The sequence below is a fragment of the Mycobacterium lehmannii genome (assembly GCF_001499925.1).
GTDB lineage: Bacteria > Actinomycetota > Actinomycetes > Mycobacteriales > Mycobacteriaceae > Mycobacterium > Mycobacterium lehmannii.
Window position 1 is genome coordinate 1 of record NZ_LQIR01000028.1, and the last position, 18,216, is coordinate 18,216.

The 18,216-nt window shown below is 68.1% G+C and carries 18 protein-coding genes; 4 read left to right on the forward strand and 14 right to left on the reverse strand.

The annotated features are described in order from the left end of the window. Positions 1–554, reverse strand: a 554-nt coding sequence (locus tag AU192_RS15870) for an IS110 family transposase (protein WP_165593256.1), incomplete at its 3' end; no start/stop codon positions are given. A 101-nt stretch (positions 555–655) separates the two neighbouring features. Here AU192_RS15870 and AU192_RS15875 point away from each other — a divergent pair. Next, positions 656–2,140 (forward strand): glutamate-cysteine ligase family protein, encoded by a 1,485-nt coding sequence (locus AU192_RS15875; RefSeq protein WP_064397879.1) that lies wholly within the window; start codon positions 656–658, stop codon positions 2,138–2,140. Between the two features lie 2 nt (positions 2,141–2,142). Then, entirely contained in the window at positions 2,143–2,589 is a 447-nt protein-coding gene (locus AU192_RS15880; protein ID WP_242656959.1) for a hypothetical protein, read from the forward strand. Between the two features lie 4 nt (positions 2,590–2,593). On the opposite strand, the gene egtE is transcribed toward AU192_RS15880, so the two are convergent. The 8 genes from egtE to AU192_RS15920 form a co-directional block, all read right to left on the reverse strand. Beyond that, positions 2,594–3,709 carry an ergothioneine biosynthesis PLP-dependent enzyme EgtE gene (gene egtE / locus AU192_RS15885; RefSeq protein WP_064397828.1) on the reverse strand — a complete coding sequence of 372 codons (1,116 nt, stop codon included), beginning with the start codon at positions 3,707–3,709 and terminating at the stop codon, positions 2,594–2,596. Beyond that, a complete protein-coding gene (gene egtD / locus AU192_RS15890; RefSeq protein ID WP_064397830.1) occupies positions 3,706–4,695 on the reverse strand; it encodes an L-histidine N(alpha)-methyltransferase in 990 nt (329 codons plus the stop codon). Before egtD ends, egtE begins: the two co-directional genes overlap by 4 nt. Then, positions 4,695–5,384 carry an ergothioneine biosynthesis protein EgtC gene (egtC, locus tag AU192_RS15895; protein ID WP_064397833.1) on the reverse strand — a complete coding sequence of 230 codons (690 nt, stop codon included), beginning with the start codon at positions 5,382–5,384 and terminating at the stop codon, positions 4,695–4,697. The genes egtD and egtC overlap by 1 nt, the downstream gene beginning before the upstream one ends. Next, complete coding sequence (egtB, locus tag AU192_RS15900) at positions 5,384–6,670, reverse strand: ergothioneine biosynthesis protein EgtB (protein ID WP_064397835.1); 1,287 nt, start codon at positions 6,668–6,670, stop codon at positions 5,384–5,386. Before egtB ends, egtC begins: the two co-directional genes overlap by 1 nt. Further along, positions 6,667–7,959 carry an ergothioneine biosynthesis glutamate--cysteine ligase EgtA gene (egtA, locus tag AU192_RS15905; RefSeq protein WP_064397837.1) on the reverse strand — a complete coding sequence of 431 codons (1,293 nt, stop codon included), beginning with the start codon at positions 7,957–7,959 and terminating at the stop codon, positions 6,667–6,669. The genes egtB and egtA overlap by 4 nt, the downstream gene beginning before the upstream one ends. Positions 7,960–8,080: 121 nt before the next feature. Further along, positions 8,081–8,680, reverse strand: a complete 600-nt coding sequence (locus AU192_RS15910) for a sensor domain-containing protein (RefSeq protein WP_064397884.1) — start codon at positions 8,678–8,680, stop codon at positions 8,081–8,083. A gap of 54 nt (positions 8,681–8,734) precedes the next feature. Then, complete coding sequence (locus AU192_RS15915) at positions 8,735–9,163, reverse strand: organic hydroperoxide resistance protein (RefSeq protein WP_197696821.1); 429 nt, start codon at positions 9,161–9,163, stop codon at positions 8,735–8,737. 208 nt (positions 9,164–9,371) lie between these two features. After that, positions 9,372–9,764, reverse strand: coding sequence for a hypothetical protein (locus AU192_RS15920; protein WP_242656960.1), 393 nt, complete (start codon positions 9,762–9,764; stop codon positions 9,372–9,374). Positions 9,765–9,907: 143 nt separating this feature from the next. Between AU192_RS15920 and AU192_RS15925 the strand changes: the two genes are divergently transcribed. After that, positions 9,908–11,125: an oxygenase MpaB family protein gene (locus AU192_RS15925; protein WP_064397841.1), complete on the forward strand. Its 1,218-nt coding sequence runs from the start codon at positions 9,908–9,910 to the stop codon at positions 11,123–11,125. Here AU192_RS15925 and AU192_RS15930 read toward each other — a convergent pair whose 3' ends face one another. From AU192_RS15930 to AU192_RS15950, 5 genes are all read right to left on the reverse strand, one after another. After that, complete coding sequence (locus AU192_RS15930; protein ID WP_064397843.1) at positions 11,126–12,226, reverse strand: DUF4185 domain-containing protein; 1,101 nt, start codon at positions 12,224–12,226, stop codon at positions 11,126–11,128. It lies immediately after the preceding gene. Between the two features lie 50 nt (positions 12,227–12,276). After that, positions 12,277–13,317 (reverse strand): aspartate-semialdehyde dehydrogenase, encoded by a 1,041-nt coding sequence (locus AU192_RS15935; protein ID WP_064397845.1) that lies wholly within the window; start codon positions 13,315–13,317, stop codon positions 12,277–12,279. Continuing rightward, positions 13,317–14,582, reverse strand: a complete 1,266-nt coding sequence (locus AU192_RS15940) for an aspartate kinase (RefSeq protein ID WP_064397847.1) — start codon at positions 14,580–14,582, stop codon at positions 13,317–13,319. The genes AU192_RS15935 and AU192_RS15940 overlap by 1 nt, the downstream gene beginning before the upstream one ends. 102 nt (positions 14,583–14,684) lie before the next feature. After that, positions 14,685–15,668, reverse strand: coding sequence for a linear amide C-N hydrolase (locus tag AU192_RS15945; RefSeq protein WP_064397848.1), 984 nt, complete (start codon positions 15,666–15,668; stop codon positions 14,685–14,687). Positions 15,669–15,689: 21 nt separating this feature from the next. Next, complete coding sequence (locus AU192_RS15950) at positions 15,690–16,139, reverse strand: hypothetical protein (protein ID WP_064397850.1); 450 nt, start codon at positions 16,137–16,139, stop codon at positions 15,690–15,692. A 184-nt stretch (positions 16,140–16,323) separates the two neighbouring features. Between AU192_RS15950 and leuA the strand changes: the two genes are divergently transcribed. Continuing rightward, a complete protein-coding gene (gene leuA, locus AU192_RS15955; RefSeq protein WP_423202697.1) occupies positions 16,324–18,207 on the forward strand; it encodes a 2-isopropylmalate synthase in 1,884 nt (627 codons plus the stop codon). Positions 18,208–18,216 lie beyond the last annotated feature (9 nt).

The following is an 18,216-nucleotide window of genomic DNA, read 5'->3' on the forward strand; positions in this document are numbered from 1 at the left end:
GTCGACTCGGTAATCAACCGTTCGCGGCGTGCTCCGAGCTGACGCAGCCGCGCCCAGATCTGGTCGGCACGTTCAGGGATGTAACAGTTGAGCTGGGCCACCAGCCGCGCGATCACCATCGCGTCCTTGTCGTCGCTTTTATCGCGGGTGTAATCCTCGGTTTCGCGGGCCCGGCCCACCAACATCGGATTCACACACACAAAAGGCATGTCATGTTGGGCGGCAAGCTGTTCGAGTACCCGCCAACGATGACCGGTCGGTTCACAACCCACCGTCACACCGGCAAATCCGTGTTGAACGGCCACCCGACGGGCCCATCGCAGCACCGGCCCCAGATCCCAGGCCTTAGCCGAGACCCGCTGACGCGCCAGCACCCGCGAATCCAAATCAGTGAGCACCACCACCTGCTTCACATCAGCCAGATCAATACCCAACACGGCATAACCAACCGGCACCAACTCCCGCAACCGGGCCAATCGGGCGTTACGGCGTTTATCTCCACGCGACAAAGCCCTACTCTTAGACACGACGTCCTCCTCGTTGTCTTGGGACACCAAGCCCTCTAACGACAACAGGGGGACGTCGCACTTACCACGCACAACACGCGACATAGTTCTCTTACTACGGACGCTCGCCGACGATGGACAATGGCGATGTGGGTGAGGAAGTGAAGGGCACCGGTTACAGCGGCGCGCACCGCCGGGAGTACCGCCGCAAGGTGCAGCAGTGCCTCGACGTCTTCGAGACGATGCTCGCCCAGTCGAGCTTCGATTTCGAGCGGCCGCTGACCGGGATGGAGATCGAGTGCAACCTCGTCGACTCGGCCTATCAGCCCGCGATGAGCAACGCCGAGGTCCTGCGCGCGATCGCCGATCCGGCGTATCAGACCGAATTGGGCGCTTACAACATCGAATTCAATGTGCCGCCGCGGCGGTTGCCCGGGCGCGCCGCGCTCGACCTGGAGACCGATGTCCGGGCGAGCCTCAATGCGGCCGAGACGAAGGCCAACCGGCACGACGCGCACATCGTGATGATCGGGATTTTGCCGACGTTGCTGCCCGAGCACCTCGCGGGCCGGTGGATGAGCGAGTCGACGCGGTACCAGGCGCTCAACGACTCGATCTTCACCGCCCGCGGCGAGGACATCCTGATCGACATCGTCGGGCCGGAACGGCTGAGCCTGCAGACCGCCACCATCGCACCCGAGTCGGCGTGTACGAGCATGCAATTGCACCTTCAGGTGTCGCCGGGCGACTTCGCGCAGAACTGGAACGCCGCTCAGGTGCTGGCCGGTCCGCAGGTGGCGCTGGGCGCCAACTCCCCGTACTTCTTCGGCCACGAACTGTGGGCCGAGACCCGCATCGAGCTGTTCGCCCAGGCCACCGACACCCGGCCCGACGAACTCAAGGCCCAAGGCGTCCGGCCGCGGGTGTGGTTCGGGGAACGCTGGATCACGTCGATCTTCGACCTGTTCGAGGAGAACGTGCGCTACTTCCCGTCGCTGCTGCCCGAGCTGTCCGATGAGGACCCGGTCCGTGAGCTCGCCGAGGGCCGCACGCCCAGGCTCTCCGAGCTGCGGCTGCACAACGGCACCATCTACCGGTGGAACCGGCCGGTGTACGACGTCGTGAACGGCCGCCCGCATCTGCGCGTGGAAAACCGGGTGCTGCCCGCGGGCCCGACCGTCGTCGACATGATGGCCAACGCCGCCTTCTACTACGGCACGCTGCGGGCGCTGTCCGAGGAGGAGCGGCCGCTGTGGACAAAGATGAGTTTTGCTGCGGCACAACACAATTTCGTCACCGCCGCCCAGCACGGTATGGATACCCGGCTGTACTGGCCCGGCTACGGCGAGGTGACCGCCGACGAGTTGGTACTGCGCGAACTGCTGCCCATGGCCGACGAGGGCTTGCGCCGCTGGGAGGTCGCCGCCGAGGTGCGCGACCGGTACCTCGGGGTCGTCGAGGGACGCGCCAAGACCGGCCGCAACGGCGCCACCTGGCAGGTCGCGACGGTGCGCGCGCTGCAGGAGCGCGGTATGGCGCGGCCCGTCGCGCTCGCGGAGATGCTGCGCCGCTACTGCGAGCGCATGCACAGCAACGAACCCGTCCACACCTGGGGCGAGGGATTCGACGAGTGAGAGTGGCCGTGCGCGGTTTCTTGTTGCCGTCACTGGTGCTGGTGGCGCTGGCGACCGGCTGCCACGGCGGTCAGCACGCGCGCGCGGACACCGTCGACGCCGTGCTGGATCGCCCCTTCGTGCTCGCAGGCGGACAGCAAGCCGACATCGCCGGCGAGCCGCTGCGACTACGGTTCACCGAGGTACCGGAGGATTCGCGGTGCCCGACCGAGGTCGAGTGCTTCTGGACTGGGCAGGCGCGAGTCGTCGTCGTGGTCGACGACGGGCGATCCGGCGAGCAGACCGTCGAGTTCAACACCAACCCCGCGCCCGGGCAGAACCGGCAGACCGTGCAGACCGGCGATTACGCACTCACGTTGCAGGCGCTCGACCCGTATCCCCGCACACCCGAGGACATCCCGCCCCTGTCGGATTACCGGGCGACGCTGCTGGTGCGCCTGACCGCTTGACCCCTCACCTCGCGACGGCCAGGGCCGCGGCGAACCGCGCGAGCTCCTCTTCGGTGACGTCCACATGCGGTGACGCCCGCAGCACCGGCGTGGTCATCTCGAACGGGGCTCGCTGCACATCGGCGAACGTGGTGACGATGCGGTGTTCGGCGATCAGCCAGGCGCGGACCTTGCGCGGATCGGCGCCGTCGGTGGGGACCAGCGTGGTGATCGCGGTCGATTCATCGCGCGACTCGACGACCCGCCATCGGTCGAGGGCGGCCACGGCGTCGCGGGTCATCCGGCCCACCTCTGCCAGCCGGGCCCGCACCGGGGCCGGTCCGTCGGCCAGATGCTCTCCGAGCGCCACCGAGAAGCCCACTCGGGCAGCGATATTTGCCTCGCCGTGCTCCAAGCGCTGCAGGACGGACAGGGGCAGGTTCCACTCCGGCGGCGGCAGGCGTGGGCGCAGCCGCTCCGCGAGCTCGCGATGGATGCCAAGGAACCCCACGCCCCGCGGGCCGGCGATCCACTTGCGCGACGAACCGTAGATCGCCGCAGGTGTCACCGCGCAGTCCAGATGCCCCAGCGCCTGGGCAGCGTCGACGACCAGCGGCACACCGAGTTCGCGGCACGTGGCGGCCAGCGCCGACACCGGCTGCGCCAGCCCGCGGTGACTGGCCAGCGCCGTCAGGTGCACCAGCGCGGGCGGGTCGGTGCCCAGTTGGCGCGTTGCCGCCGGGACGTCGAGTCGCCCGTGGTCGTCGGCGGGCAGCGCGCGGACGGCGAAACCGTTGGCGGCCATGATCGCCAGGTTCGGCCCGTACTCGCCGGGCAGGCAGGCCAGGGTCCGCTGTCCGGGCCACGCGCCGAGCAGCAGGTCCAACGCGTTGTTCGCGCCGGTGGTGAACACGAAGTCGGTGCTCGCCAAACCGGTCAGGGCGGCGAGCGCGGCGCGTCCGGCGTCGAGCACCGGGACGGCCGCCTCGGCTGCGACGTAACCGCCGACTTCTGCTTCGTGGCGCGCGTGCTGCACGGCCGCGTCGATCGCCGCGACGCTCTGACGCGAACAGGCGGCGCTGTCCAGGTGGATTCCGGCCACCGCAGGCCTGGCCGCCCGCCACCGATCGGCGAGGCTCATTTCGTCGACAGCGACAGCCCGAAGTCGCCAGCGGCGTCGGTCCACCAATGGGTCATCCGAAGCCCGGCGGCGCCGAGTTCGGCTTCCACACCCTCGCGCCGGAATTTGCAGGACACCTCGGTCAGCATCGCCTCACCGGCGTCGAACTCGACTGTCAGCTCGAGATCGCGCACGCGCACCCGCTGCGCTTCGGTGGCGCGCAGCCACATTTCGATGCGCTCGTCACCGGCGTTCCACACCGCGACGTGTGCGAACTTCTCGAGGTCGAAATCGGCGTCCAGCTCACGGTTGACGACGGCGAGCACGTTGCGGTTGAAGCGCGCGGTCACCCCCGCGCTGTCGTCGTACGCGCGCACCAACCGGTCGGCGTCCTTCACCAGATCGGTGCCTATCAGCAGGCTGTCGCCGGGTTGCAGGGTGTCGGAAAGGGCGGCGAGGAAGTCGCCGCGCGGGCCTGCGGTGAGGTTGCCGATCGTCGAGCCGAGGAACGCGACCAGGCGGCGCCCGACATGGGGGATCTTGTCCAGATGCTTCTCGAAATCCCCACAGACGGCTTCGATCTCGAGGCCGGGATACTCGGCCTGTAACGCCGAACCCGCGGCGGCCAGCACGCTCGCGTCGACGTCGAACGGGATGAAACGGCGCAACGACCCGCGGTCACGTAGCGCGTCGAGCAGCATGCGGGTCTTCTCCGACGTGCCGCTGCCCAGTTCGACCAGTGTGTCGGCGCCGGAGGCCGCGGCGATGTCGGCCGATCGGTTTCTGAGGATCTCGGCCTCGGCACGCGTCGGGTAGTACTCGGGCAACCGCGTGATCTGATCGAACAGGTCACTGCCAATCGCATCGTAGAACCACTTGGGCGGCAATGACTTCGGTCTCGACGTCAAGCCATCGAGAACGTCGCGGCGCAGCGCGTTCGCTGCCGAGTCCGCCGACAGGTGGTTCGACAACGACAGCGTGCCCGCGTGATCCGCTCCCCGCGCCATCAGGCTCCTTTCAGTGCGGCGAGTTGCACGCCTGACGGTGTGACCTCGACGAGGTGCCGGTCCGGGATCTCCTCCCAGGCGGGGTCGTCGTCGTACGGCTCGCTGGCCAGGACCACGCCGTCGGGACGTCGCAGCACGGACAGCGTGTCGCCCCATGTCGTGGCGACCAGTCGTGATCCGTTGCCCGCCAGAATGTTCAGCCGCGCGTTCGGGTCGGCCGCGGCGACCTCGACGATGGTGTCGCCCAGCGCGTCCAGCCCGCGGTCGAAGATGAGCGCGGCGAGCAGGGCGCTGTCGTTGGTGGACTCGGCGGCGGCCGACAGCGGGAGAACGTCGCGGTCGACGAGTCCGTTGTGGGAGAGCAGCCAATGCCCGTCGGTGAACGGTGCGACCGCGGTCGCCTCGATCGGCATGCCGATGCTTGCAGATCGCACCGCGGCGACGATACAACCGCTGCGTAGCGCGGGCGCGACCGAGGCGAGCGAGGCGTCCCCCCACATCGGCGTCGCGCTGCGCCAGCGCCGCGGTGTCGCGCCGTCGAAGAAACCCACACCCCACCCGTCGGCGTTCATCAGCCCGTGTTTCTGCCTGCGCGGTGAATACGACTGCACCAGAAGGCCGTTAGCGGGCTCAAGGGTCAGCGACGCCACCGAAACCGGTTCGCCGAGCCACCCGAGATGCCTGCACATCACGCGTCCCAAGCCAGTCGGACGCCCGAGAAGATCTGACGTCGGATCGGGTGGTCCCAGTTGCGGAAACTGGGCCGCAGGATCGTCGACGCGACCGCCCACGATCCGCCGCGCAGCACGTTGTAGTCGCCAGCCCCAACACCTTCGAAGAAGGGCTGAGAGTAGCGGTCGTAGATCATCGGCGTGAATCCCGGCCATGGGCGCAGCGGCGACGTCGTCCACTCCCACACTTCGCCCAGCATCTGTTCGGCGCCGTAGGCCGACGCGCCGGCCGGGTAGGCGCCGACGGGCGCCGGACGCAGCGCGTCGCCGCCGAGGTTGGCCAGCGCCGCGGTGGGTTCCGTTGTGCCCCACGGATAACGCCGACGCGCGCCGACGGCCGGATCCCACGCGCAGGCCTTCTCCCATTCCACCTCGGTGGGCAGCCGGGCGCCCGCCCACGCTGCGTACGCCTCGGCTTCGAAGAACGTGACGTGCTGGACCGGCTCGGCTTCGGGGATCTCCTCGACGTGGCCGAACCGGGTGCGGGTTCCGTCCGGATTCCAGAACTGCGGCGCCGTCAGATCCGCTTCGTTCCGGTGCTGCCACCCGCGCTCCGACCACCACCGGGGTTGGTCGTATCCGCCGTCGTCGATGAACCTGCGCCATTCGCCGTTGGTGACCGGGACGCGTCCGATGCGGAAGGCGGGTACGTCGACGACGTGTGCCGGGCGTTCGTTGTCCAGTGAGTACGGTTCGGTGGTCGCGTCGACGCCGAGCACGAACTCGCCCCCGGGCACCAGGACCGATGTGCCCGCGACGTTCTGGCGGCCTTCGGGAAGCGCAGCTCCGGTGTCGAGCAACGGTGGCCCGGTTCGCAGGCTCAGCGCCTGCAGCATGGTTTCGTCGTGCTGGTTCTCGTGGCTGATCACCAGGCCGAAGGCGAAACCGGGATCGTCGTCGGGTAGGACGTCCAGCGTGTCGAGTACCTTGTCGCGCACCGTCGCGCAATACGCCCTGGCATCCGAGGGCGGAAGCAGCGGCAGGTTCACGCGGCTGGCGCGGGAGTTGACGAACGCGTCGTAGAGACGTTCGACGTCGGGGCTCAGCATGCCGGGCCGCTCCGGGTTTCCGTCGCGCAGCAGCCACAGCTCCTCCTGCTGCCCGATGTGCGCGAGGTCCCACACCAACGGGCTCATCAGCGGGCTGTACTGACGGCCCAGCTCCGCGTCGTCGAAGTCGACGAGACGCAGCGTGCGCTGACGTGCCCTGGTGAGTTCGCGCGCGATGGTTTCGCGAGGTGTCACAGTTCCCCTCGTGCCAGTTGCGTGACCGCGGGCGCGATCCCGTGTCGTGCGGCGCGGTCGCGGAAGTCGTCGGCCGGACAGCGTCCCTGTTCGACCGAACGCACCAACCGCTGCATCGATTCCGCGAGCTCGGCAGGCGCGCGTTCGGCGGCCGCCCGCACGCACCGCTGCGCGGATTCCTGCAACCGGGGGTCGGCCAGGCCGATGTGGGCGGCCTGATCCCATGCGGTGGCGACGGGTTCGGTGGCTTCGGCGGCCAGCTCGGTGGCTGTCGGGTCGTCGAGCAGGGTGACCAGCGTGAACGCGACCGCAGGCCAGATGGTGTCCGGCACGCTGTCGAGATAGCGGATCTCCAGCCACTGCCGCGGGCGGACCGGAGGGAACAATGTGGTCAGGTGATAGTCGAGGTCGGCGGCGGTGGGACGGCGGCCGCCGAGCGCGACCCGCCCCTCGGCCCAGTCGGCGAACGGCACCCAGTCGGGGACCGGTTCGGCGTCGGCGTCGGCGTGGTTGACGAGCATCACCGGAGCCTTCATCGCATACCGGGCCCAGTCGCTGGCCGGGTCCTCGCCGTTCTCGCCGAGGACCGGGCCGCAGCGGGCCGAATCCAGGTGGCTCCACACGCGCTGGCGAGCCGACTGCCAGCCGGGGTTTTCTCCGCTCAGCAGTGGTGAGTTCGCGGTGATCGCGATCATCGTCGGCCCGAGCGCATGCGCGAGCCGCACCCGGTCCGCCCAGCCGTCACGGGGGCCCGCATCGAGGTTGACCTGCACCGAAGCGGTCGAGGTCATCATCGCCGCACCGGCGGCAGGGGTGCCGCTGGCGGCGAAGAACGCCTCCATCGCGCGGTACCGCGCGCCCGGGTTGACTCGCTGTGGCGGCCGCAGCGGATCGGCGCCCAGCGACACCAACCCGAACCCGGCGCCGGCGAACGCAGCGCACAGCACGATGCGGTCGCCGACCATCGCGTCGATCGCGGCGAGCGGTCCCGCGAGTGGCGGACCAGACAGTTCCACGGCGCCGCCGGGTTCGACGGTGACCCGGCTGCCCCCCGGTAATGGTGGCAGGCCGGCGATGGTGGCGGTGAGCTCGTCCCAGCCGGGCCTGCGCGTGGGATCGGTCAGATCGAAGCAGTGCGCCTCGATCTCGAGTCCGACCCGGCCCACCGGGCCGTCGCGCAGACAACCGGCGCCGACCTGGCGAGCAGCGGCATCGGCGCTGGTCAGCTCGGTGCAGGGGCTGGGGGGCGGGTGCGCGTCGCTTACCTCGGACGTGATGGTGAAGGTCATTCCAACCATCCCCTTCCGGGAGTGGACCGCTCGCCCCTTCCACCATCTTCCAGACGGGACCGACAAATCCAGCGCTTTTTGGATGACGCCTTCGTTACGAGGACCTTCACCCCGCCCCGAGTTACTGGCCGAGGGTGTTCTGCATCGCCCCGGCCAGCGCATTGACCGCTGGGCCGCCGTTACCGGACTGGCAGACCTTCGCCTGCAGCAGGACGTTCTCGCGCTTGCGCGTGGTGGTGAAACAGCGCCGGTCCGTGCCCGCCTCCTGTTTGACCCAGTCGGCGTCCGTCGCCGTGGTCGGCCCGCCGGTGAAGGTCCACACCTGGGTCGTGAAGTTGTCCAGGTGCATCGCGGTGGTCTGCCCGTTGCAGCCGCCGGTGCGGTCGACCACGCGACGGAAGGCGCGGTCGGCAGCGTCGGCGGTCGCGAACACGCCGACCGCCTGTTTGACCAGATGCGTGGCGTCCGCCGGCGACTCCTGGGCCACCGCACCGTTGAACGACGCCAGATCCGGGTCGGCGTAGACGTCGGGCAGGCCGATGTCCGCCCAGTTGTTGCACGCGGGTAGGTCGACCGAGAAGGTCTGCACCGGCTCGGTGAACAACGACTCGAATCGCATTGTGGCGCCGACGATATTGCCCACCGAGCCCTTAGGCAGTACGGCGTAGTTGACCACGCCCGGATCGGAGGGGCGCGCTGCGGCGGGGCCGGCGGGTGCCATGACCGACAGCCCGATGGCCACGCCGACGCCCGCCGCGGCGACCGCCCGCACCGGTCAGACCTTCGCGGACAACTTGACGTCGATGTTGCCGCGAGTGGCCTTCGAGTACGGGCAGAAGTCGTGTGCCTTGGCCATCAGGTCGTCGGCCACGCTCTGCTCGAGGCCCGGCAGGTAGCCGATCAGGTGAGCCGTGAGCCCGAAGCCGCCATCGGAGTCCGGTCCGAAGCCGACCTGCGCGGTGATCGAGGTGGCCTCGTCGATGTCGATCTTGTTGTTTTTGGCCTGCAGCCGCAGCGCGCCGAGGAAGCATGCCGCGTAACCCGACGAGAACAGCAGCTCGGGGTTGACGCCCTCGCCGCTGCCGCCGAGCTCCTTGGGCGGGCGGGTGTCGAGATCGATCTTGCCGTCGGAGGACCGGACGTGGCCGTCACGGCCGCCTCCGGACGCGGTGGACTCTGCGGTGTACTTGACCTCAATGCTCATGGGCTCGATCATGCCAGTCTGCTGGTATTCGGCAAGAGACCCGTCCCAGTTGCCGTCCCCGCCACGGCTTTGACACCGTTGCGAGGCATGCCCGATAGCGTTGTGGGCCAAGCACTTCCGCTCCCGCCACATACTCGGCTCTGGTGTGCACTCAGATCGATAAAAAGCCGCATATCGGCCGAAACGACGATATCCGTCGCGCCAGTCGTTACGGGCGCGACGGCGCCGTGGTGGCCGGAGTCTCGGGTGACTGTGGCGGTTCGGGGGGCGCGAAGCGTGGCCCCTGCGAGTTTCCCGGTCCGCCGAACGGCGGGCGGCCGAACGTCCCGCCGGGACCCATCGGGCCGCCCGGCGGCGGTCCGCGATGGAAGATCGCGACGTCGCGGTCGTGGCCGCCGTGATGGCCGCGGTGATGGCCGCCCGAATGCGAACCGAGGATGAAACCGGAGAAGAAGATCACCGCGACGATGAAGACGATGCCGGCGACGATGCCCACCCAGGCGGCAGCGGCGCCGAGCTTGGAGCGCCGCGTGGCGACGTGGTCCTGGTGAGGTGCCGCGGCCACTGGAGTGGTGGCGGGTTCGGATGGTGTTTCGGTCATGGCTGCCATCATGCGAGCTGTTTCGATGAGCACGTCATGCGGCACCTGTGAGCGGGCTGTGAAAGCGGCGATTGACACCGGTCACCCCGCAGAATAGTTTCGACTACACGCGTTGTCAGTTTGGCTGGAAGGGAACCGAGACCATGCAGCGTCCGATCCCGACGCGACATCCGGAGCGGCCTCGCGCCGTGCCTGCCGGCATCCGCGTCATCGCCAAGGCGCTGGCCATCGGTGAACCCACACCAGCGCAGTGGCGCAGGCTCGGCGAGCGGCTGACCGTCGGAGACGAACCGATGGACCGCCTCGTCGAGTGGATGTCAGGCGTCGGCGTGAAGCAGGCGCGGCCGTTGTTCGACCGGGCGCTCACCTACGGCGTCGATGCGGTTCCCGACGCCCCGGAACCGTTGCGCGAATTCTTCACGGCCGTGGAGACGCTGCCCGACTGGGTGGATCCGGTGAAGCTGCGCCGCGGTGCAGAAGCGCTGCGTCGCGGCGGCGCCGACGGCATGTACGTCGCACGTGACGTATCGCTTCTCGGCGGCTACCAGTTCTCGGGTTTCAACAAGACGCTGTTGCGCACCGGCGCCCTGGAGAAGGGGTCGAACAAGCGCTTCGCCGAGACGATGCAGTGGGCGATGGACGTCATCTCCGACGGTGGTCTCGAACACCTGGGCGTCGGCTACCGGTCTACTCTGCGGGTTCGGCTGATTCACGGACTGGTGCGCAGGCATGTGTCTGCGATGCCCGACTGGCGCGCCGACGACTGGGGTGTCCCGATCAACCAGACCGATATGGCGGCGACGCTGATCGGCGCACTCGTCGCACCTGCCGTCGGTGTGGTGGGGATGGGAATCGTGTTGCGGCCCAGAGATTACGACGCCGTCGCCCACTTGACCCGCTATGTCGGATGGTTGATGGGTGTGGAGGACGAGTGGCTGCCGCGCGGGTTCCGCGACAGCATCCGCGTGCTTTATCACACCCTGGGCGCACTCGCCGAGCCCGACGAGTCGTCGAGGCAGCTTGCGGTTCCGATGGCCGACGACCCGATGATCTGGCATTACGACACCATGCCCGCGATCCGGCGTCGTATCGCACGCGCGCAACATCTTTCGGTCACGAGTGGCTTTCTGGGCCCCCGCACGATGCGCGCACTGGGCCTGCGCCCCCATGTGCCGTGGTACCCGGTGGTGCGGCTACCCGTGAACCTGACCCGCAGTGCGGCCGCGGTCGCGCTGCCCGGCGGCATCGCCAGGGCGATCGCTCGCGGCGACCGCGAGCACCAGGCGTTGATGCGGACGATCGTCGGCGACGCCGGCGCCACGATCGGTGAGTCGGCTCAGCAGGTTGGCAGCGTCGCCTGATCAGGGCTTGAACGGGTTGACCGCGAACTGGATCACCCGGTACGGCGCCCCGCCGCGCGGTCCGGTGTTCCACTGGCTGACGAACACCCGTACCTCGTCGAGCGTCGAACCCGGTGAGATGTAGCCGCCGTACGGCTGGGCCAGCCGGTTGCTCTCCGGCGGCCCGAGGTGGTCAGCGGGATCCGGCCATTCGGACGCCACGACGACGGTCGTCACCGGCGCGGCGCCCAGCCCGGTGGGGTCATTAGCCACCCGCATCTCCATGTTCCCGGTGGTGGCGTTGAAGTACGACAGCACGGTTTTGCCGTCGATCTGGCGGATGCTCATCTCGCCGACCGCGTCCGGCCACAGCGGTGTCGGCGGGTTACCCCAACCGGAATCAGCCGACCAGCCTTGCCAACTCGACCGGTCCTCGAACTCCTGTGGCGTGGCCCGGTACAGCACCAGCGGCGCACTGCGGTCGAAGTTGTTGGCCACGATGTACACCCACCCGGTTTCGGAGTCGGTGCGCGGAATCGGGTCGTAGTAGCCGCTGATCTGCGACTGTCTGCCCTCGGCGTAGGACGCGGGGCGCTCGGAGTCCGGCAGCGTCGGCCAGTTCCCCTGTGCCGGGTCGGCTTTCACCAGCCGTGACGTCACCGGGTCCAGTTCCCGCACAGTGGTGACCATCAGGTAGTTCTGCCGGTTGATCTGGACGACGCCCGCAGGCAGTTGGGACATGCCCGCAGGGGTCGGATCGGCCAGCAGCGGACGGTCGGTTCCGGTCACGCCGTCGTAGCGCACACCACCCGGGTCGTCAATCGACTCCGTCTCGACGTGCAACGCGATCGGCGAGAACCACCCTCCGTAGCCGACTCCCTGTCCGGCGAAACTGTCGCCGCACACCTGCAGGATGCCGCTGGGAAACTCCATGAACTCGCACAGATCGGTGGCGCCGATACCGTATTCGCGTGTCGGGGTGCCGGTTCCGGCCGTCGGACCGATCCTGATCACCTGGCCGGGCGCCAGCGGCGGCAGCACCGGATCGGGCACCGGGGCGGGCTGAGCGGCGGCCGGCGGCGGTGCGCAGACGACGGCCAGCACCACCGAGATTGCACTCATGCAGACGGTTACTCGCACTTTGTCTGCGTAGTTGCAATCTCGCCGCGGCGTCAGAGTTCGGCGGCCAGCAGTTCGGCGATCTGAATCGTGTTGAGTGCCGCGCCCTTGCGAAGGTTGTCCCCGGACACGAACAGTGCCAGTCCGCGTCCGTCGGGCACGCCGGGATCCTGCCGGATGCGTCCGACCAGCGAGTCGTCCGCCCCGGCCGCGGCCAGCGGCGTCGGGACGTCGACGAGCGTCACGCCAGGCGCCGCTCCCAACAACTCGGTCGCCCGCTGCACCGAAAGCGATTGCGAAAATTCGACGTTCAGCGACAGCGAATGGCCCGTGTACACCGGGACCCGCACACACGTACCGCTGACCGCCAGGTCCGGGATGTCCAGGATCTTGCGGGTCTCGTTGCGCAGCTTCTGATCCTCGTCGGTTTCACCGGAGTCGTCGTCGACGTACGACCCGGCCAGCGGGACGACGTTGAACGCGATCGGTGCCACGTATTTCGACGGCGCGGGGAAATCGACCGCGGACCCGTCGGCGACCAAGTCCCGGCTGCTGTTCACCACCGCGCTGGCCTGATCGAACAACTCCTCCACACCGGCCACGCCGCTGCCCGACACCGCCTGATACGTCGAGGCGATCATCCGCACCAGACCCGCCTCGTCGTGCAGCGGCTTGAGCACCGGCATCGCGGCCATCGTGGTGCAGTTCGGGTTCGCGATGATGCCCTTCTTGAGGGTGACGCCCCGCACGTCGCGCGCGAAGTTCACCTCGCTGACCACCAGCGGAACGTCGGGGTCCTTGCGCCATGCCGACGAGTTGTCGACCACGATCGCACCGGCTTCGGCGAAGCGCGGCGCCTGCACGCGCGACATCGTCGCCCCTGCGGAGAACAACGCGATGTCCAGGCCCGCGGGATCGGCGGTCGCGGCGTCCTCGACCTCGATCTCCTGCCCGCGGAAGGAGAGCTTCTTGCCCTGCGACCGCGCCGAGGCGAAGAACCGCACACTTGTCGCCGGAAAGTCCCGCTCTTCCAACAGCGTTCGCATCACCTGGCCGACCTGACCGGTCGCGCCGACCACACCTAGATTGACCATTATCGTCCCGTCCCCGCGTACACCATGGCCTGCTCGTCGCCGCCCAGGCCGAACGCCTCGTGCAGCGCGGCGACGGCCTTGTCCAGATCGGTGTCCTTGACCAGCACCGAGATCCGGATCTCCGAGGTGGAGATCAGGTCGATGTTGACCCCGACTTCGGCCAACGTCTCGCAGAACTTGGCGGTCACCCCGGGATGGCTCTTCATACCGGCGCCCACCAGCGAGACCTTGCCGATGAGGTCGTCGTACAGCACCCCGGTGAAACCGATCTCGCTCTGCAGCGAGGACAGCTTCTGCACCGCGGCCGGCCCGTTGTCCCGCGGGCAGGTGAACGTGATGTCGGTCTTGCCGTCCTCGACCTTCGAGATGTTCTGCAACACCATGTCGATGTTGATGTCGGCGTCGGCGATGGCGCGGAACACCTTGGCGGCATAACCCGGCACGTCGGGGATACCGACCACGGTGACCTTGGCCTCACTGCGGTCGTGTGCGACTCCGGTCAGAATGGCGTCTTCCACGGGAATGTCCTCCATTGATCCGGTCACCAGGGTGCCGGGGTTGTCCGAATATGACGAGCGCACGCGTATCGGCACGTTGTAGCGCCGGGCGTACTCCACGCAGCGCAGCATCAGCACCTTGGCGCCGCAGGCGGCCATCTCCAGCATCTCCTCGAAGCTGACCTGGTCGAGGTGGTGGGCGTTGGGCACGATTCGCGGGTCCGCGGTGAAGATGCCGTCGACGTCGGTGTAGATCTCGCAGACGTCGGCCTTCAGCGCTGCGGCCAGCGCCACGGCGGTGGTGTCCGAGCCACCGCGTCCCAGCGTGGTGACGTCCTTGCTGTCCTGACTGACGCCCTGGAAGCCGGCGACCAGGACGATCACCCCCTCGTCCAGCGCGTCACGCAGCCGGCCGGGGGTGACGTCGATGATCTTCGCGTTGCCGTGGATGCCGGTGGTGATCACGCCGGCCTGCGAACCGGTGAACGAGCGCGCCTGCGCGCCAAGCGAGTGGATGGCCATCGCGACCAGCGCGTTGGAGATGCGCTCACCGGCCGTCAGCAGCATGTCCATCTCGCGCGGCGGCGGCGCGGGGCATACCTGGTTGGCCAGGTCGAGCAGTTCGTCGGTGGTGTCGCCCATCGCCGAGACCACCACGACGACGTCGTTGCCCTGCTTCCGCGTCTCGACGATCCGCTCGGCCACGCGTCGGATCCGCTCGGCGTCGGCAACCGAGGATCCGCCGTACTTCTGCACGACGAGCGCCACTGATCAAGCCTTTCAAGTGCTGGGAAGGATCCCAACAAGGATAAGGGCTGTGCGCACCGGATTTCTTTCGCCCGTGGTGGGCCCGACAGGAACCGTCGGCGATCAGGGCACTCCGAGGAACGGGAACGGGTCGGCTTCGGTGAAGTTCGCGCTGGCATCGCCGGCGTAGATCGTCTTCTCACCCTCGCCGAGTGGCAGCCGCAGCGACGGGGCGCCGGGTGAGAAGTCGAGGTTGCCCAGCTCGACCCAGAACGTGTTCGGCGAGAGTGCGGACTCGAAGAAGTACCGCAGCGCCTTGTGGTCGACGACCGTGCGCCAACGGGTGGTCGAGATGTTCGGCTCCTCGGGTGTGGAGATTCCGTACGGCACCGACGCGTTGCGCACGACGCTGAGCACCGTCGCGGCGGCCAGCAGCGGGTCGTCGGTCTTGGGCACCGCGTCGATGTAGAACGACGCCCGCACGAACCGGTCCGCGGCGCGGTTGGTCCCCGGCAGCATCGCGGTGCCGCCGATCTGCTTCCAGTACTCGCTGATCGCGAGCTGCTTGTCGAAGGTCGGCGAATTCGTCATCACCCGGTACTGGCTGCCGTGGTGGATGACCTGCTCGCCGTCGATGTACTCGACGATCGCGCTGTCGCCGCTCGCGTCGGACATCGCCAGGTGCAGCGTCGCCATCCGCTCCTCACCGGGCACCTGCGCGGTGGCCACCCGCAGCGGCGTCGCGCTCAACGCCTGCACGGCCTCGGCCACCGTCGCGAAGTTGTCCAGCACGTACTGACCCCACAGCGCCAACGAGACCGCCGGACCCGGTTCGGTTTGGGTGGGATAGACCGATTCGGCCAGCCACAGCAGGTTGACCACGAGTCCGGCCTCGTTCACGCCGTCGGTCGTGCTGATGTCGTAGCCGGTCGCGACGACGCTGCCGTACTTCGACGTCCACTCCGCGGAGCCGGGGCCGGCCTGGCCGGTTCGGTGGACGCCGCGCGGCAACGCCCACAGATTGGTCTGGATCTCCGACTTCCAGTCCATGGAGCGACCGGTGATGTTGCGGTTATCGGTTCCGAGGTAGACGACGCGGGTGCACATGCCCCGCATCGTAGGAGGTGCTCAGTTGGTGCAGGCCTCGGACAGCTCGGCGAGCTTGCGCCGTAACTGATTGTCGAGCGCCGACATCTCGTAGTAGATCTGCGGCGTGGGCGCACCCGGCGCCGGGGACTCCGTCTCCGCGCGCGCCTGGGGCATCTTCTGGACGAACAGGCCGGCGAGATCGGCGACTTCCACCGCGGTGAACCGCAGCTCGGGGGTGTCGATCTTGCGTGCGCGCTCGGAGAGCCCGTTGGCCCACTCCCGGTATGCCAGCTCTTCGGCCGCGGTCGGCGGCCCCTCGGCGCCCTCGCTCTTCGAGCTGATCAGCTCGTTCTGCTGCTTGTTGTATTCGAGGAAATCGAGCACCGGACGGCATTCTTCGGGCGGTTGCTGCAGTTGGCTGTAGACCAGGGACACGATCGCGATCACCACGACGGCGATCGCCACCCACCATCGCCGATCAAGAGTCATCACCGCCGCAACTCTAGCCAGCGCCGGATTCGTCACACAGGTCACGCAGGCCTAGCGACGACCACGATTGGCATTTTGTTGCGCTCGCGGGTGCGGAGTACAGTGTGCGACGTGCAGCGGGTGCTCCTTCTCGGCAGCCGCGACGGGGTCTGATCAGACCGGCTTCCCGTCGCGGGTGTTCGCGATGCGCCGGTCGAGTCCCCCTTCAAACTCCCGGAGCAATACCGTGACCACGTTCTCGAAACCCTCGCCGGACTCCCCTGACGCGTTCTCGTCGGTCCGTCAGATCACCAAGCCGTCCGGCCCGCCCAACCCCGGCCAGCCGCCGTGGAACACCCAGCGCGGTTCGGCGATGCCGGTCAACCGGTATCGCAGCTTCGCCGAAGAGGTGCCGGGCGGGAGCCCGGCGACAGAAACAGCGGCGGTTCCGTTCGACCGCACCTGGCCGGACAAGGTCATCGACTCCGCGCCGATGTGGTGTGCGGTCGACCTGCGCGACGGCAACCAGGCGCTGATCGACCCGATGAGCCCGCAGCGCAAGCGCCGCATGTTCGACCTGCTGGTGCGCATGGGCTACAAGGAGATCGAGGTCGGCTTCCCGTCGGCCAGCCAGACCGACTTCGACTTCGTTCGCGAGATCATCACCGAAGGCGTCATCCCCGACGACGTCACCATCCAGGTGCTGACACAGTGCCGCCCGGAACTGATCGAGCGGACATTCCAGGCCTGCGAGGGCGCGCCCCGCGCGATCGTGCACTTCTACAACTCGACGTCGATCCTGCAGCGGCGCGTGGTGTTCCGCGCCGAGCGCGACGCGGTCAAGGCGATCGCCACCGACGGCGCGCGGATGTGCGTCGAGGAAGCGAAGAAGTATCCGGGCACCCAGTGGCGGTTCGAGTACTCGCCGGAGTCCTACACGGGCACCGAACTGGAGTACGCGGTCGACGTGTGCAACGCCGTCGCCGAGATCATCGAGCCGACGCCCGACGCGCCGCTGATCGTCAACCTGCCAGCGACGGTAGAAATGGCGACCCCGAACGTGTACGCCGACTCGATCGAGTGGATGCACCGCCACCTGGCCCCCCGCGACAGCATCATCTTGAGTCTGCATCCGCACAACGATCGCGGAACCGCCGTTGCCGCAGCCGAATTGGGCTATCAGGCCGGCGCCGACCGGATCGAGGGGTGCCTGTTCGGCAACGGCGAGCGCACCGGGAACGTCTGCCTGGTGACACTGGGGCTCAACATGTTCTCGCGCGGCGTCGACCCGCAGATCGACTTCTCGAACATCGATGAGATCCGTCGCACCGTCGAGTACTGCAACCAGCTGCCGGTGCACGAACGCCACCCGTACGGCGGCGATCTGGTCTACACCGCGTTCTCGGGCAGCCACCAGGACGCCATCAACAAGGGCCTGGACCAGATGAAGGTCGACGCCGACGCCGCGGACAAGGACGCCGACGACATCCTGTGGCAGGTGCCCTATCTGCCGATCGACCCGAAGGACGTCGGTCGCACCTACGAGGCCGTCATCCGGGTGAACTCGCAGTCCGGGAAGGGCGGCGTCGCCTACATCATGAAGGCCGATCACGGTCTGGCACTTCCGCGGCGGCTGCAGATCGAGTTCAGCCAGGCGATCCAGAAGATCACCGACGGCGAGGGCGGCGAGGTGTCCCCGAAGGAAATGTGGGACGTCTTCGCCGAGGAGTACCTGGCGCCGATCCGTCCACTCGAACGCATCCGCCAGAAGGTGACGGCGGCGGAGGTGGATGGCGGCACCGACACCATCGAGGCGGTGGTGAAAGTCGACGGCGTCGAGCGCGAGATCGTCGGCGCCGGCAACGGTCCGCTGGCCGCGTTCGTTGATGCGTTGGGCGCCATCGGGTTCGACGTGTCGGTGCTCGACTACTCCGAGCACGCGCTGTCGGCGGGTGAAGAGGCGCAAGCCGCGGCCTACGTCGAGGCGTCGATCGGTGGAACGACCGTCTGGGGTGTCGGCATCGCGACTTCGATCACCACCGCATCGCTGCGGGCGGTGGTCTCGGCGGTCAACAGGGCCGCACGCTGATCTCTGGGA